The following is a 13,956-nucleotide window of genomic DNA, read 5'->3' as shown; positions in this document are numbered from 1 at the left end:
ACGGCAGATCTCGCGCCATAGACACCCTAGTTCGCCCAACGCCGGCTCAGCCGTTTTCCTGCCGCCCGCAACCGGGAACTGGCGCCGACTGCCAGCCGCCTTATCGCCGTGCTGGTCGCGGCGCGCCGGTCGAGCGGCCAGCTCAGGGCGCAGACCTCCAACACCTCTCGCAGCCGCACCGGTGGGCTGGCGAGCATGCGCGCGACTGTACTGTGCGCTAGCCGTTGGGCGTCGTCCGCATCCTCGGCGCGCGCAAAGGGTTGCGATGCAGCAAGAAAGGCACGCAGCACGCCAAGCAGTTTGCGGTAGGCGGTGACGCGTCGCTCAGTGGCGATCTCATGCCCGCGCAGGAAGCGCGACATGTCCTGGGCGAAGGCGTCGTCGTAGAGGTCGTAGGTCAGGCCGATACGGGTCCACAGCGCCTCGCGGATCGGATGTGTCCGGTTGCGCCAGTTTTTTGAATTTGCCATCGACAGTCCGAGCGCATTCATCCGATAGCGCGTCAGCGGCTCGGCAAGGTTTCGCATGCGGCACAGGGGCAGCATCTGGAACCAGAGATAGTGGTCCTGCGAGACCAGTTCCTCGATCCTGTAATGTCCGGCCGCCTCGAAGCAACTGCGGCGATAAGCGACCGCCGAATGGTAGAACGGATTGTAAAACAGGATGGTCCACCGGATCTCCAGATCCGTTTGCGGCATTGCCTGTACATAGTGGACCTGATCGGCTTCGTCGATCAGCGTCACGGAACTTCCGACCAGGCCCAGTTGCGGATCGTCGGCCAGTGCCGCGACGAGACGCCCGACATGCGTCGGCTCGGCGACATCATCGGCGTCCAGGCGAAGAATGATGTCGGCGCGAGCGGCTTCGATGCCGCGGTTGGCGGCTGCGGCGGTGCCTAGATTGGTGGGATTGACGACAATCCGGATGCGCGGGTCGCGACGCGCCAGCGCCTGGAAGACCGCGTCCTGGCCCGTCCCATCATCGACGATGATAAGTTCAAGGTCGCCAAATTCCTGCGCGAGTATGCTCTCGACCGCCGCATCGAGGAAGCGCTGGTCGGTATAGACGGTCATAACGACGGATGCGCGTGGAACGCGATCAGTTCCCGCCTCGGGTCTGTTCTCCAAAATTTCTCCCCTTGCCGATATTCCCCGATAGCCAACTAGGCAGTCAGCCGCAAACGGAAATCGTTACAAGGCGAGTTTGCCCGCTGTATCAGGCGAAAGCTTGGAGGCGGAGCCGGAGGCGGGCGTTGCCGACCGCCCCACCTCTTGCTCTGGTTCAGCGCTTCGGGCCGAAGCCTGGATAGGGGTTGAGCGGGACTATGGCGGCGATGTCCATCATCCCGGCCTTGACCAGAGGCAACGTGGCGAGATGACCGCGCACGTCGGCGTCGCTGCCGGCCTCGAACATCATGCCGCTGCCCGGGATGTCGCCGCGGTTCCAGACCTGGCGCACCGCGCCTTCAGAGTAGAGCGTGCGCCGCTGCTCGGCCTCGCCGGGGAGCAGCGGGGCGAAATCGGCATCGGTGAACTTTTCGGTGTTGCGGGTCAGAAGGGCAAAGAACTGCATGGCGGGTCTCCTTGGTTGGGATGGCCAAATATCGCCTTGACTGGTCAGACTGTCCAAGACTGAGTAGGCTAAAGTTGAGACCTAGAAGGACTTGATGCCTCGGAGAAAAAATGTTCGACCTGCGCCAGCTCCGCTATTTCGTCGCCGTCGCCGAAACCGGCAATGTCGGCCGCGCCGCCGAAATGCTGCACATTTCGCAGTCGCCGCTCAGCCGGCAGATCATGCAGCTCGAGCAGCAGCTTGGCGTTTCCCTGTTTGAAAGGGCAAAGCAACGGGTCCATCTCAACGCCGAAGGCCGTGCCTTCCTCACCGAGGCCCGCTCGCTGCTGTCCAATGCACGACGATTGGAGGAGTTCGGCCGCAACCTGGCCAGCGGCGCCGTCGGCCGTCTCGCCATCGGCTATGTCGAAGGCGCCGTGCATGCCGGGCTTGTCGCCGGGATGCTGCGCCAGTTCCGCCGCGAACGGCCGGATTTTCATCTTCAGTTGCGAAGCCTGCGTTCGGCGGCGCAACTGGAGGGGCTGCGGCAGCGGTCGCTCGATCTGGGCTTCGTCTATTCGCCGCCGGCCGAGGATGACCCTGATGTCGCAGCCATGGCGTTGCGCCATGAACCGCTGGTGCTTGCGATCCCCGAAGCCGATCCGCTTGTCGGGTTGTCGGAGATCAAGCCGCACCACCTCGACGGCCGCACCTGGATCACCGTCGTGCGCCAGCCCGACGACACAAACCGTGGCCAGTTCCTCGCCGCTTGCGCCAAGGCCGGCTTCCTGCCCGACATCGCCTACGAGACAGCCGATCCGCTGACTTCGCTCGGTCTCGTCAGCGCCGGTCTTGGCCTGGCCACGGTGCAGGCCAGCCTGCGTGCCGCCGCACCGTCGCGGATCGTGTTTCGCGACCTGCCATGGTTCGAACGAACGGTTTCCATCTATCTTGCCTGGCGGCGCCATGATCGCCGTGCGGTCATTGCCGGCTTGCGGCAGGCTGCTGGGGAAGAGCGTAGGGCAGTAGGCAGTAGGCAGTAGGCAGTAGGCAGTAGGCAAGCGGTTCACGGGCACAGCTTCCGGCGCTCCCTACTTCCTATTCCCTACTCACTTACAGCTTGTCGATCACCGACTGCATGCCCTCGGTCGGGGCGTCGACGGAGGAGCCGGCCACCATGATGGCGGCGACGATTGCCTCGGGGTCGTTGACCACCAGCGGCTTGACCCGCTGCGCGGTGTGAATGAAGCCCTCGGCGGCCATGTGATCGAGCAACGCCAGCATCGGATCCCAGAATCCGCCGATGTTGCCGAAGACGATCGGCTTGCGGTGATGGCCGAGCTGGGCCCAGGTCATGACCTCGACGATCTCCTCGACCGTGCCGATGCCGCCCGGCAGCGCCACAAAGGCGTCGGATTTTTCGAACATCCTGTGTTTGCGCTCGTGCATGTTGTCGGTGATCACGAGCTCGTCGAGCCGGTCAAGCGCGGTTTCGGTCGCCTCCTTGTTGATCAGGAAGCGCGGAATGATGCCCGTCACCTTGCCGCCGGCACGCAGGGCGCCCTCGGCGACGGCGCCCATGATGCCTTTGGTGCCGCCGCCATAAATCAGCCTGAGGCCGGAGCGCGCAAGCGAGCGCCCAAGCAGGTGGCCGGCCTTGGCATAGGTTTCATCGCGGCCCGGAGACGAGCCGCAATAGACGCAGACGGATCGAATCGTGTTCATACTGATGATTGGTGATTGGGTCTGAAAGCGGGGTCAAGCCCGGGCGGGCTTTTTCTTGTCGGTCTTGGCAAAACAGGCTAGACCGGCATTAGGTGGCTAAGGGGTAGGGAAATGGCAATTAATCCACTGAAGGCGTTCTTGTTCGCGGCGGGTGGGACCGTTGCGGCCGCAGGAACAGCCTATGTATCGGGCGCACTCGACCCGTATCTCAATCACACGCCGCCGGCTGAAGTGGCGGCACTGACGCCGCCCGCGGCGCCGAAACCTGCCGATCCAGGCACGGAAGCGCGGCTGCCGCCAGCGGCGGTCCCGGCCGCTCCCGTCACGGCGCCCCAGGCAACGGCCCCGGGCGCGCCGGCAACGGATGCGGCAGCGCCCGCTACGGCCGGTCCGATCGTGCCGTCCTTCGATGTGGTGCGCGTCGAGGGCAATGGCTCGATCGTCATTGCCGGCAATGCGGCGCCCAACTCGAAGGTCGAGATCCTCAACGGCACGACCGTGCTCGGCTCGACGGTCGCCGGTCCTGATGGCGCCTTTGTCATCGTGCTCGACGATCCGTTGAAACCCGGCGACTATACAATTGCACTGCGTTCGACAACGGGCGATGTGGTGACCGCCTCGGCGCAGACCGCCGTCGTTTCGGTTCCCGCCGGCCAGGTGCTGGCCATGGTCGAGGAGCCGGGCAAGCCGGCCGAACTGCTCACTGTTCCGGCGCCCGCCGCACCGGCCGCCGGCAACCAGGCTGCCGCCCCGGCTGCTCCTGCAGCCGAAGCGCCTGCCACTGCGGCTCCGGCACCGGCCGGGGTTGAAGCATCACCTGCTCCGGCAGCACCAGCGACGCCGCCCGCCGTACCCGGGGCAGAACCCAAGATCGTCGTCGAGGCGGTCGAGATCGACGGCAACAAGATCTTTGTTGCCGGTCTTGCCGATCCGGGCCGCAAGGTGCGCGCCTACGCCAATGACATCCTGCTCGGTGACGCGCAGACGTCGCCCGACGGCCATTTCCTGGTCGAGGCGACGCGCGACATTCCGGTCGGCAGCTACACCATCCATGTCGATGGCCTCGATGCCGACGGGGTGAAAGTCGTGGCCCGTGCCGCCGTGCCCTTTGAGCGCGAGCCGGGTGAATCGGTCGCTGCCGTGGCGCCCGCCGAAGCAAAGCCCGCCGAGCCGAAGCTGGGCGCGCCGGCTGCCGCCGAAGCGCCTGCCGCTCCAGCACCTGCCGTGCCGGCCACCGCCGCTGCCGAAGCGCCAGCGACGCCGGCAGCGCCCGGCACCGAGGCTCCGGCGGCAACGCCGCCAGGCGATGTACCCGAGACGGTGGCGCCCAAGCTTGAGCATGCCGGCAGCGCCGTCATCATCCGCCGCAACGATACGCTGTGGCGGATTTCGCGGCGCGTCTACGGCCATGGCGTGCGCTACTCGACCATCTACCTCGCCAATCAGGACCAGATCAGCGATCCCGACCGCATCTGGCCGGGGCAGGTGTTCAAGGTCCCGGAAAAGTCGAAGGAAGGCGAAGCCGCCGACCTCAAGTCGATGGGCGAGCAGGCGACGACGGCGCCGACCAAGACCAAGTGATCGCATTGAGCAATGGCGCTCACCTCCATCGCGAGGCGGGCCCCCCTTCTCACAAGAGGTCTGATCCCTTCGGCTGAGTGACTGCACAATCAGCTGAGGAAGGGCGTGGCTCGAGGTTTTGAACCAATCGGTGGCGCGCTGCGCGTGCCCGCGACCCAATCCCGTCGTCAGTCACTGATCGATCGCTAAGTGACGATCCATGTTCTCGGTCAATTCGGCCGCGCTCGGTCAGCCGGCCTGGGGAACAAATAGCTGAGGACGAACATGCCGATTGGGCACTATAATCGGCGCGCAGTCAGAAGCAAGGCTTATAAATGAGAAAAGGCGACTTCAGCGAGCTGGCCATGTTTATCGCGGTCGCCGAAGAGGGAAGCTTTACACGTGCCGCCGCAAGGCTTGGCCTGTCCCAGTCGGCACTCAGCTATGCCGTCCGCATGCTCGAGGAGCGGCTCAAAGTCAGATTGATCTCACGAACGACGCGCAGCCTGTCGCTGACCGACGCAGGAGAAAGGTTGCTTCACAGCCTGCGTCCGGCATTCGACCATATTGACAATGAAATCGCTCAGCTCACCGCACTTCGTGACAGGCCTGCGGGCACGATCCGCATCACCACCTTCCGCCATGCGGCAAGAACGGTGCTCTGGCCTGTCCTGCTGAAGCTCCTGCCGGAATATCCGGACATCGCTGTCGAAATCAATGTTGATGAAGGGCTCACCGACATCGTCGCCGGGCGATTCGACGCGGGCATCCGCGTCGGAGAGCAGATCGAGAAAGACATGGTTGCGGTTCGGGTGAGCGCCGATATCCGCATGGCGGTGGTCGGCTCCCCAACCTACTTTGCCACCCGTGAGGTTCCACAAACGCCGCGTGATTTGAGCAACCACAATTGCGTCAGCTACCGGCAGAGCGCAGGGGGTGGGCTCTATGCCTGGGAGTTCGAGCGCGATGGCGTCGAGCTTGAGGTCCGGGTCAGCGGGTCGCTCGTCATCAACGACAATGAGATGCTGGTAAACGCTGCCCTCGGCGGACTGGGGCTGGTTTACACTTTCGAAACTCAGGTTGCCCGGCACGTTGCCGACGGACGCCTGATTCGTGTGCTGGAGGATTGGTGCCCGCCATTCTCCGGCTATCACCTCTACTATCCTAGCAGACGACAACATACGCCAGCCTTCGCCGTTCTGGTCGAAGCGCTTCGTTACAGAGGCTAGTGCGACTTGGTGATACGGTTCTGAAACGCGACTGTACATTTATCTATTTCATTTCTAACTACATGCGAATTGTGCCGTCTAATCGGATAGAGCAGCGTGGCCTATCTTCCTGTTCATCGAAAACAGGAGTTAGAAATGAGCAAGGTCTGGTTCATCACAGGTGCCGGCAGCGGCATCGGCGCCGCCACCGCCAGGGCGGCCCTGAAGGCCGGCGATCGGGTGATCGCGACTGGCCGCAATCTCGATAAGGTCCGCAATGCGCTGAGCGATGTTGCAGGCGACAGGCTCGTGTGCGTCCAGTTGGACGTCGCCAACGAAGCGCAGGCGAGGGCTGCGGTCGATGAGGCGATGAAGGTCTTTGGACGCATCGACGTCCTGGTCAACAATGCCGGCTACAGCCTGCTCGGCAATTTCGAGGAGCTGAGCACCGCCCAGATCGAGGGACTGATCTCGACCAATCTGTACGGCGTCATCCACGTCATGCGCGCGGCTCTTCCGGTCATGCGCAAACAACGCTCGGGCCGGATCATCAACATCAGTTCGCTCGCCGGCATAATGGGCTTCAAGCATTGCGGCGCCTACAGCGCTGCCAAATTCGCGGTCGAAGGCCTTTCCCTCTCGGTGGCGCAGGAGGTCGAACAGTTCGGCATCAAGATCGTGGTAGTCGCACCGGGCTTCTTTCGAACGGACCTCCTCGATGCGCAGAACGCCAAATATAGCGCCAGCACGATCGAGGACTACGCGGCTGAAGGGACTGCCCAAGACATGTGGTCTGGCTATGACGGCAAACAGCAAGGTGATCCCGCCAAGCTCGGCGCTGTCTTCGTCAAACTTGCCGGGATGGAGAATCCGCCAAGGCAGTTCCTGGCCGGCAGCGACGCCTTTGCGGCGTTCAAGCCGGTCCTCGAAGGGCGCATTGAGGAACTGAGTGCTTACGAGGATCTGTCCAGGTCGACAGACGGCTCATTCTAGCCCCCAAGCCAAAGGAATAATACAATGAAGAAATTCGCCATCGGCGCGGCTGCGGCCACGGCCGTCACCATCGCTCTCGCGGCAACAGGCTACGCGCAGAACACACATGCGCCCGGCTACATGATCGCCAACTACACGGTCAAGGATCAAGCGGGCTACCGAAAATATATGGAAGAGGCGGGCCCGCTTGCTCCGAAATACGGCGGCAAGATCATTGTCTTCAACCTCAACGCGACCGCTGTGGAGGGCCAGCCGAAAAAGGTCATGGCCATAGCCGAGTTTCCAAGCCTGGCCGACGCCCAGCGCTTCTACAATTCTCCCGAGTATACGGCCGCGAGGAAGTTCCGCGTCGCCTCGACCGAAGGCACGGTTGTCATCACGGAAGGGTTTGTCCCTCCGCAGCCATAACGAGCGAATAGGGCGGGCAACACCGAGTGTATCCTCGCCTCAAATCCCCGCGGACATCGACATCTCAACAACCATCAAGGAGGCCCACATGGGCAACCAGCGCGACAATTCTGTTCAGCAGGAAGGCGCTCTCTCGAATGACCGCCGACAGCTTCTGAAAGCCGGGGTGGCGCTCGCCGCTCTCCCCATCATCGCCGCCTCATCTGCAGTTGCAACGGCTGCAGACAACCAGACGACAACGGGTGCAACTATGACCGACGCCAAATCCGAAGAGTTCATCAATGGCATGGCTGATTTGATGGCGCATTCGACCCGCACCCCGATCCTGCGGTGGCCGCACGAGTATGGCCTGGAGTACGAGGAGATTTTCTTCCCGGCGATTGACGGTGTGACGATCGAGGGCTGGTTCATTCCCGCCGACTCCGACAAATTGCTCATCTTCAATCACCCGATGCCTTGCAATCGCTACGGCTATCCGGGCCATCTGGAGCCGTGGACAAATTTCGGCGGCTTCGAGGTGAACTTCCTGCCGGAATACAAGCTCCTGCATGATGCCGGCTACAACATCATCACTTACGACATGCGCAACCACGGCCGCAGTGGAACGGGCAGCGGCGGCATCAATGGCCACGGCGTGCTGGAATATCGTGACGTGATCGGATCATTGCAATACGCCAAATCCGGGCCCGATACGAAGGACATGAAGACCGCCCTTTACAGCCGCTGCCTAGGCGCCAATGCGACGATCGTGGGCATGAAGAAGCACCCGGAAGAATTCGCCCACATCAAGGCGATGATCGCCTTGCAGCCGGTCTCGCCGGCAGTGTTCGTCCAAACGGCGATGGAGAACCAGAAAATCGCAAATGGTGTCGAACTGTTCGACGTGGCTTTTCACAAGCAGACGGGCTTCCACCTCGCTGACGTCTGGCCAATGGAATATGCCAAGGCGGTGACGGTTCCGACACTCGTCGCGCAGGTCCGCAATGATTTCCTGACCAAGCCCTCCAACGTGCAGGAAATCTATGACACCATTTCCTCCAGGGACAAGAAACTGTTCTGGATCGAAGGGACGGACCAGCGTTTCGAAGGCTACAACTACTTCGGCAAGAACCCGCAACTGGTGCTGGATTGGTTCGACGCCCGCGTTTCATGACATCGCAGCCAATCTGCCCATAAGGGCAGCTTGCCGCAGACCCGGTCATCGTTTATCGCCGATGGACGATGACCGAATCCCTAGTTGAAGCCGGCACAAGCTGTCCAGGGCCGGAAAAACTCGCCCCCGACAGCCGCGCTATCGCCGCCCGCATGGCGGCACTTTCGCATCCGGCACGCATCGAAATCCTGAAGCATCTGTCGGCCAGCAACTCCTGTTGCTGCCGCGAAGTCGTCGATCGTTTCGATCTGGCGCAGTCCACCGTGTCGCAACACCTGAAGATATTGGTCGAAGCCGGGCTGGTCCGCTTCGAGCCTGACCGCCAGCGCTCGCGCTATGCGGTCGACCACGCCGCGCTCGCCGATGTATCCGCATCGGTCGCCGCGCTCGTCAATTCCTGCTGCTCCGGCCGCTGAAAATAAGAAGAAGGCATAAGAAATGGCCCAAAAAACCGTCTCCGACTCCTCGACCTTCAAGACGTTGCTCAACCTGTGGCCTTACATGTGGCCGGCGGACCGCGCTGATCTCAGGGCACGGGTCACCTGGGCGACGCTTCTGCTGGTCGTTGCCAAGCTGACGCTGGTCGCCGGCCCATATTTCTTCAAATGGGCGACCGATGCTCTGGCGGGCGACGCCAAGTCCGTACCGCCGCTGCCGACCTTCCTTTTGGCGCCCGTCATGCTGGTCGTCGCCTACAATGTCGTGCGCCTGGTGCAGCTTGGCTTCAACCAGCTGCGCGACGCGCTGTTTGCCCGCGTCGGCCAGTATGCAGTGCGCCAGCTTGCCTTCCGCACCTTCGTCCACATGCATGAACTGTCGCTGCGCTTCCATCTCGAGCGGCGCACCGGCGGCCTGTCGCGGATCATCGAGCGCGGCACCAAGGGCATCGAGACGATCGTGCGCTTCATCATGCTCAACACGGCGCCGACCATCCTCGAATTCGCGCTGACCACCGGCATCTTCGCCTACACCTATGGCTGGAAATACGTCGTCGTCGTCGCGGTCACCGTCTGGGTCTACGTCTGGTTCACGGTCCGCGCCAGCGATTGGCGCATCTCGATCCGCCGCGACATGAACGACAGCGACACCGACGCCAACACCAAGGCGATCGACTCGCTGCTCAACTACGAGACGGTCAAATATTTCAACAACGAAGGCATGGAGGCCGAGCGCTTCGACCGCTCGATGGCGCGCTACGAGACCGCCGCGACGCGCATCTGGACCTCGCTCGGCTGGCTGAATTTCGGCCAGGGCATCATCTTCGGCCTCGGCACCGTCATCGTCATGTGCATGTCGGCGCTGGAAGTGCAAGCCGGCACGCAAACGGTCGGCGACTTCGTCTTCATAAACGCCATGCTGATGCAGCTGTCGGTGCCGCTCAATTTCATCGGCTTCATTTACCGCGAAATCCGCCAGGGGCTGACCGATATCGAGCAGATGTTCGACCTTTTGGATGTGCCGCAAGAGATCGTCGACAAGCCGGGCGCCAGCCCGCTCGCCGTCAGCGCCGGCAAGGTCGAGTTCCGCGACGTGCATTTCTCCTATGACCCGAACCGCAAGATCCTGAAGGGCATCAGCTTCGAGGTGCCGGCCGGCAAGACGGTCGCCATTGTCGGGCCGTCGGGCGCCGGCAAGTCGACGATCTCGCGGCTTCTGTTCCGCTTTTACGACGTCCAGGCCGGCCAGGTACTGATCGATGACCAGGATATCAGAGACGTAACCCAGGAGAGCCTGCGCGGGGCAATCGGCATGGTGCCGCAGGACACTGTGCTGTTCAACGACACCATCGCCTACAACATCCGCTATGGCCGCATCGGCGCCAGCGAGGAGGACATGCGCAAGGCGGCCGAACTTGCCCAGATCGGCCCTTTCATCGAGCGGCTGCCCGACGGCTACAAGTCGATGGTCGGCGAACGCGGCCTGAAGCTCTCCGGCGGAGAGAAACAGCGCGTGGCGATCGCCCGCACCATTTTGAAAGCGCCGCCGATCCTGATGCTGGATGAAGCGACTTCGGCGCTCGACAGCCACACCGAACAGGAGATCCAGGCCGCGCTCGATCTGGTCAGCCGCGGCCGCACCACCATTGTCATCGCCCACCGGCTGTCGACAGTGATTTCGGCCGACGAGATAATCGTGCTGCAGGATGGCCAGATCGCCGAGCGTGGCACCCATGCCGAGCTGATGCGCAAACATGGCCTCTACGCCTCGATGTGGGACCGCCAGCGCGAAGCGACCGAGGCCGAGGAGCGGCTGCGCATCGCCCGCGAGGGTGACGAGCTTGGCGTCATCGTCCGCCGCCGCACATCGGAGGTGAATTGAAGGCAAACTGATTTTCTGCGCTTGACCTCAACTTAAGTTGAGATCGTAGACCGATCTTGGAGCCCGATAACAAGAGCATTCAAGAACGGAGCAATCGAAAATGAGCAAGATAAATCAGAGTGTTAACGGCGGCAGCGTGTTCAGGGTGGACAAGTTCGTCGTCCCCGCCGCGGCCCGCGAGGAGATACTCGCCAAGGTCAGGACGACGCATGAACTGCTGCGCCGGCAGGATGGCTTCGTGCAGGATTTCCTGCTCGAGCAATTCTCGGGGCCGGGCGAATTCAACCTCGTCACGATCGTCGAATGGGAAAGCCAGGCGGCCGTCGACGGGGTCGTGCCGATCGTCAAGGCCGCGCACGAGCGCATCGCCTTCAACCCGCAGGAGACGATCGCCCGGCTCGGCGTGCGGGCCGACATCGCGAACTATCAGCGGATACCCCGGGTGTAAGTTAGCCTCTTACGGCCAGCCGACGCCAGGTGCCGGCGCTTCGACGCTGAGCACCTGGCCGGTGCGGGCATCCCCGGTCATATGCTCGAAGCCGCGCCATTCGGCGGCGGCGATGAACAGCGTTTTCCCGATCGCACCGCCCAGCATACAGGCAAAGCAGCCGCGATCGATAGTGACCGTCTGCAGCACCTCGCCGCCTTCGAGCACCCGCACACAGTGCTTGTTGGGCACATCCGCATACCAGGCGGCGCCTTCGGCATCGAGGCAGATACCGTCGGGAAAACCGTCGAGATCGGCCCAGACCCGGCGGTTGGACAGGGTGCCGTCCGCGGCGATGTCGAAGGCGGTCAGCCGGTTGGCGTGCGATTCGGCAATGATCAGCGTCTTGTTGTCAGGCGTCACTGCCATGCCGTTGGCAAAGGCGATGTTTTCCGCCACTTGCCGGACCGCGCCGTGCGGGGTGATCAGCACGATGGTACCTGGGCCGAAATGCTGGCCGGAATCCGGCGCCGGGCCGCCGCCATTGACATAGATGTTGCCGCGCCCATCGACGACGATCTCATTCCACGGGCTTTTCGACAGAGGCCGCAAATCGGCATGGGTAACCAGTGAACCGCCCGGTTCCTGGCGCAAGAGCAAGCCCTCCCGACCAGAGATGACGAGCAGGCGGCCATCTGGCAGCCAGTCGATGGAGTAGGGCAGGACAGCCGGTACGGTGAGCATAATCTCGCGGTTGCCGTCGGCATCGACTGCGATGATCTCGCCTGTGCCCCAGTTGCAGAGCCACAGGCGTCCGTCATGCCAGCGCGGCGATTCGCCAAAGGCGAGGCCAGCAGTAAGGAGATGCGCTTGGAGGACCGGTTGTTTCTGCATTTGCGGTATCTCCTGGTTGCGCGTCATCGCGGCCGAAAGGCCTATGAATGACGCTGTCTACCAAGGACGGGCGAGGGGGCGGATCCCCGACAGCAGCCCTACTGTTTTTCGCCCAGGAAAAAATTGCCATCGGCATGGCCGTTGGCGCCGCATGAAGGCGGTTCCGACATGCCGTCCATGCCGGTGCCGCTCTGTTCGGCGACCAGCGCATCGCCATCGCGACGGAATGTGAAAACAAAACCGGTCGGCTTGTCGTCGGTATCGACAAGCCGCAATTCCTTGCGGACCTTGACCGTGCCGCCGATTTCGCACGAACCACTGCCGGAGACGGGATTGGCGACCTCTTCCGACACGTCGAGCTTGCCAGCGCCAGCCGCTGCGATCTCGACCGTGCCGCGAACGCTACTCCATGTGCCGACGAAACGGCTGTCCGCCGGCTTGCGGATGCCGGCGAGGAAGGCCGCGCGGTCGCGCAGGAATTCGCCGAGATCGAGATTCTGCTGGTCCTTGGGCGTGTTCTCGTTGAAGCTGGCGATCTGGTCGCGATACAAGATGAAATCGCTTTGGTCGTCCCGCAAGGCCTTGCCGGCATGAGGATCGAGCATCTTCATCACCGCCGCGTAGTTCTTCGCGACATCAGCATCGGCCTGCGCCAGGGCAGGGTCGGAACAGATGGCCTTTTCCGCCGCGCTGGCGGCCTTGGCGCAGTCGAAGGATGGCTTGGCTTGCGCCATTGCGCTGCCATTCGATGCCAGCAATGCGGCCAGAACCGCACTCACGGCTGCCCATCGTCTGGCATCAAGGTTCGCGCGGTTCAGGTGTCGGATCATGGGCAGTCGGTCTTTTCTCCGGGCTACTACCTGGCGGTGGCCTGAATTCTGGCGGCAATGATGCAGACAGGCAAGCGCATCACGGCTCCCGCCAGTCGCGGCCAATGCCGCCTTGCCGATTGTTGCGTTGCGGCGAAGTGGGCTTTCGGCTATTGAGGCCGGACTTGAAACGGAGCCTGCCCCAGCCCGATGAGCCTAGTCGATACGGTCAAGAACGCGTTCGTACCGATCCATCGCGAAGGCTATCCCTTTATCGCGGCCTTTGGCGCGGCTACGCTTTTCCTCGGCTATTTCTCCTCGATCCTGTTCTGGATCGGCCTCATCCTGTCGGCCTGGTGCGTCTATTTCTTCCGTGATCCCGAGCGCGTCACGCCGGTCGACGACCGCCTTGTGGTGAGCCCGGCCGATGGCATCATTTCGGCGGTTGGACCGGCGGTGCCGCCGCGCGAACTCGGCCTCGGCAATGTCGAGATGACCCGCATCTCGGTGTTCATGAACGTGTTTTCCTGCCATGTGAACCGCGCCCCGGTGCGCGGCCGTATCGCCAAGATCGAACATCGGCCGGGAAAATTCCTCAACGCCGAACTCGACAAGGCGAGCACCGAGAACGAGCGCAACGGCCTGGTCATCGAGAGCCCCAACGGCACCGTCGCCGCTGTACAGATCGCTGGCCTGGTGGCGCGCCGCATCGTCTGCTGGGCTGAGGCCGGCGGCTCGATCGCCATCGGCGAGCGCTTCGGCTTGATCCGCTTCGGCTCGCGCGTCGACGTGTTCCTGCCTCTGACCGCCACGCCGCGCGTTGCCGTTGGCCAGACGGCGGTCGGTGGTGAAACCGTGCTGGCCGAATTCGGCGGTGTCGCCGGCACCCCCCTCGTGCGGATTTCCTGA

The 13,956-nt window shown here is 62.8% G+C and carries 15 protein-coding genes; 10 read left to right on the top strand and 5 right to left on the bottom strand.

The genetic code is table 11. The features are described from left to right. Window positions 1-26: 26 nt before the first annotated feature. Both AC1RZR_RS26845 and AC1RZR_RS26840 read right to left on the bottom strand, forming a co-directional pair. A complete protein-coding gene (locus AC1RZR_RS26845) occupies window positions 27-1,127 on the bottom strand; it encodes a glycosyltransferase (protein WP_481826513.1) in 1,101 nt (366 codons plus the stop codon). Window positions 1,128-1,281: 154 nt separating this feature from the next. Next, a complete protein-coding gene (locus tag AC1RZR_RS26840; RefSeq protein WP_477276187.1) occupies window positions 1,282-1,572 on the bottom strand; it encodes a hypothetical protein in 291 nt (96 codons plus the stop codon). Between the two features lie 110 nt (window positions 1,573-1,682). On the opposite strand from AC1RZR_RS26840, the gene AC1RZR_RS26835 reads away from it, so the two are divergent. Beyond that, window positions 1,683-2,594, top strand: a complete 912-nt coding sequence (locus AC1RZR_RS26835) for a LysR substrate-binding domain-containing protein (protein ID WP_477276189.1) — start codon at window positions 1,683-1,685, stop codon at window positions 2,592-2,594. A gap of 70 nt (window positions 2,595-2,664) precedes the next feature. Here AC1RZR_RS26835 and AC1RZR_RS26830 read toward each other — a convergent pair whose 3' ends face one another. Next, window positions 2,665-3,276, bottom strand: a complete 612-nt coding sequence (locus AC1RZR_RS26830; RefSeq protein ID WP_111549207.1) for an LOG family protein — start codon at window positions 3,274-3,276, stop codon at window positions 2,665-2,667. Window positions 3,277-3,387: 111 nt separating this feature from the next. On the opposite strand from AC1RZR_RS26830, the gene AC1RZR_RS26825 reads away from it, so the two are divergent. From AC1RZR_RS26825 to AC1RZR_RS26790, 8 genes are all read left to right on the top strand, one after another. Further along, window positions 3,388-4,857: a LysM peptidoglycan-binding domain-containing protein gene (locus tag AC1RZR_RS26825; RefSeq protein ID WP_481826512.1), complete on the top strand. Its 1,470-nt coding sequence runs from the start codon at window positions 3,388-3,390 to the stop codon at window positions 4,855-4,857. Window positions 4,858-5,171: 314 nt separating this feature from the next. Then, on the top strand, window positions 5,172-6,065 hold the full coding sequence (locus AC1RZR_RS26820; RefSeq protein WP_477276193.1) for a LysR family transcriptional regulator: 894 nt from the start codon (window positions 5,172-5,174) through the stop codon (window positions 6,063-6,065). A gap of 135 nt (window positions 6,066-6,200) precedes the next feature. Then, the gene (locus AC1RZR_RS26815; RefSeq protein WP_481826511.1) at window positions 6,201-7,037 is read left to right on the top strand and encodes an SDR family oxidoreductase; all 837 of its coding nucleotides are present in this window, start codon (window positions 6,201-6,203) and stop codon (window positions 7,035-7,037) included. A 24-nt stretch (window positions 7,038-7,061) separates the two neighbouring features. Further along, on the top strand, window positions 7,062-7,445 hold the full coding sequence (locus AC1RZR_RS26810) for a DUF1330 domain-containing protein (protein ID WP_481826510.1): 384 nt from the start codon (window positions 7,062-7,064) through the stop codon (window positions 7,443-7,445). A gap of 88 nt (window positions 7,446-7,533) precedes the next feature. After that, a complete protein-coding gene (locus AC1RZR_RS26805; RefSeq protein ID WP_481826509.1) occupies window positions 7,534-8,598 on the top strand; it encodes an alpha/beta hydrolase family protein in 1,065 nt (354 codons plus the stop codon). A gap of 68 nt (window positions 8,599-8,666) precedes the next feature. Beyond that, window positions 8,667-9,014: an ArsR/SmtB family transcription factor gene (locus AC1RZR_RS26800; protein ID WP_477276201.1), complete on the top strand. Its 348-nt coding sequence runs from the start codon at window positions 8,667-8,669 to the stop codon at window positions 9,012-9,014. Window positions 9,015-9,036: 22 nt separating this feature from the next. Continuing rightward, entirely contained in the window at window positions 9,037-10,917 is a 1,881-nt protein-coding gene (locus AC1RZR_RS26795) for an ABCB family ABC transporter ATP-binding protein/permease (RefSeq protein WP_477276203.1), read from the top strand. Between the two features lie 100 nt (window positions 10,918-11,017). Further along, the gene (locus AC1RZR_RS26790) at window positions 11,018-11,365 is read left to right on the top strand and encodes an antibiotic biosynthesis monooxygenase (protein WP_481826508.1); all 348 of its coding nucleotides are present in this window, start codon (window positions 11,018-11,020) and stop codon (window positions 11,363-11,365) included. A gap of 9 nt (window positions 11,366-11,374) precedes the next feature. Here the strand turns inward: AC1RZR_RS26790 and AC1RZR_RS26785 are convergent, their stop codons facing one another. Next, window positions 11,375-12,238: an SMP-30/gluconolactonase/LRE family protein gene (locus AC1RZR_RS26785; protein ID WP_481826507.1), complete on the bottom strand. Its 864-nt coding sequence runs from the start codon at window positions 12,236-12,238 to the stop codon at window positions 11,375-11,377. A gap of 98 nt (window positions 12,239-12,336) precedes the next feature. Continuing rightward, complete coding sequence (locus AC1RZR_RS26780) at window positions 12,337-13,017, bottom strand: lysozyme inhibitor LprI family protein (RefSeq protein WP_481826506.1); 681 nt, start codon at window positions 13,015-13,017, stop codon at window positions 12,337-12,339. 240 nt (window positions 13,018-13,257) lie between these two features. On the opposite strand from AC1RZR_RS26780, the gene AC1RZR_RS26775 reads away from it, so the two are divergent. Then, window positions 13,258-13,956: a phosphatidylserine decarboxylase gene (locus AC1RZR_RS26775; RefSeq protein WP_477276215.1), complete on the top strand. Its 699-nt coding sequence runs from the start codon at window positions 13,258-13,260 to the stop codon at window positions 13,954-13,956.

It is taken from the genome of Mesorhizobium bavaricum (assembly GCF_056781655.1).
This window is presented reverse-complemented; position numbering and strand designations above follow the sequence as displayed.

Bases quoted from the DNA above. Each gene is read 5' to 3' on its own strand.
- AC1RZR_RS26840 (WP_477276187.1), bottom strand. From the start codon at position 1,572: ATGCAGTTCTTTGCCCTTCTGACCCGCAACACCGAAAAGTTCACCGAT.
- AC1RZR_RS26835 (WP_477276189.1), top strand. From the start codon at position 1,683: ATGTTCGACCTGCGCCAGCTCCGCTATTTCGTCGCCGTCGCCGAAACC.
- AC1RZR_RS26830 (WP_111549207.1), bottom strand. From the start codon at position 3,276: ATGAACACGATTCGATCCGTCTGCGTCTATTGCGGCTCGTCTCCGGGC.
- AC1RZR_RS26825 (WP_481826512.1), top strand. From the start codon at position 3,388: ATGGCAATTAATCCACTGAAGGCGTTCTTGTTCGCGGCGGGTGGGACC.
- AC1RZR_RS26820 (WP_477276193.1), top strand. From the start codon at position 5,172: ATGAGAAAAGGCGACTTCAGCGAGCTGGCCATGTTTATCGCGGTCGCC.
- AC1RZR_RS26815 (WP_481826511.1), top strand. From the start codon at position 6,201: ATGAGCAAGGTCTGGTTCATCACAGGTGCCGGCAGCGGCATCGGCGCC.
- AC1RZR_RS26810 (WP_481826510.1), top strand. From the start codon at position 7,062: ATGAAGAAATTCGCCATCGGCGCGGCTGCGGCCACGGCCGTCACCATC.
- AC1RZR_RS26805 (WP_481826509.1), top strand. From the start codon at position 7,534: ATGGGCAACCAGCGCGACAATTCTGTTCAGCAGGAAGGCGCTCTCTCG.
- AC1RZR_RS26800 (WP_477276201.1), top strand. From the start codon at position 8,667: ATGACCGAATCCCTAGTTGAAGCCGGCACAAGCTGTCCAGGGCCGGAA.
- AC1RZR_RS26795 (WP_477276203.1), top strand. From the start codon at position 9,037: ATGGCCCAAAAAACCGTCTCCGACTCCTCGACCTTCAAGACGTTGCTC.
- AC1RZR_RS26790 (WP_481826508.1), top strand. From the start codon at position 11,018: ATGAGCAAGATAAATCAGAGTGTTAACGGCGGCAGCGTGTTCAGGGTG.
- AC1RZR_RS26785 (WP_481826507.1), bottom strand. From the start codon at position 12,238: ATGCAGAAACAACCGGTCCTCCAAGCGCATCTCCTTACTGCTGGCCTC.
- AC1RZR_RS26775 (WP_477276215.1), top strand. From the start codon at position 13,258: ATGAGCCTAGTCGATACGGTCAAGAACGCGTTCGTACCGATCCATCGC.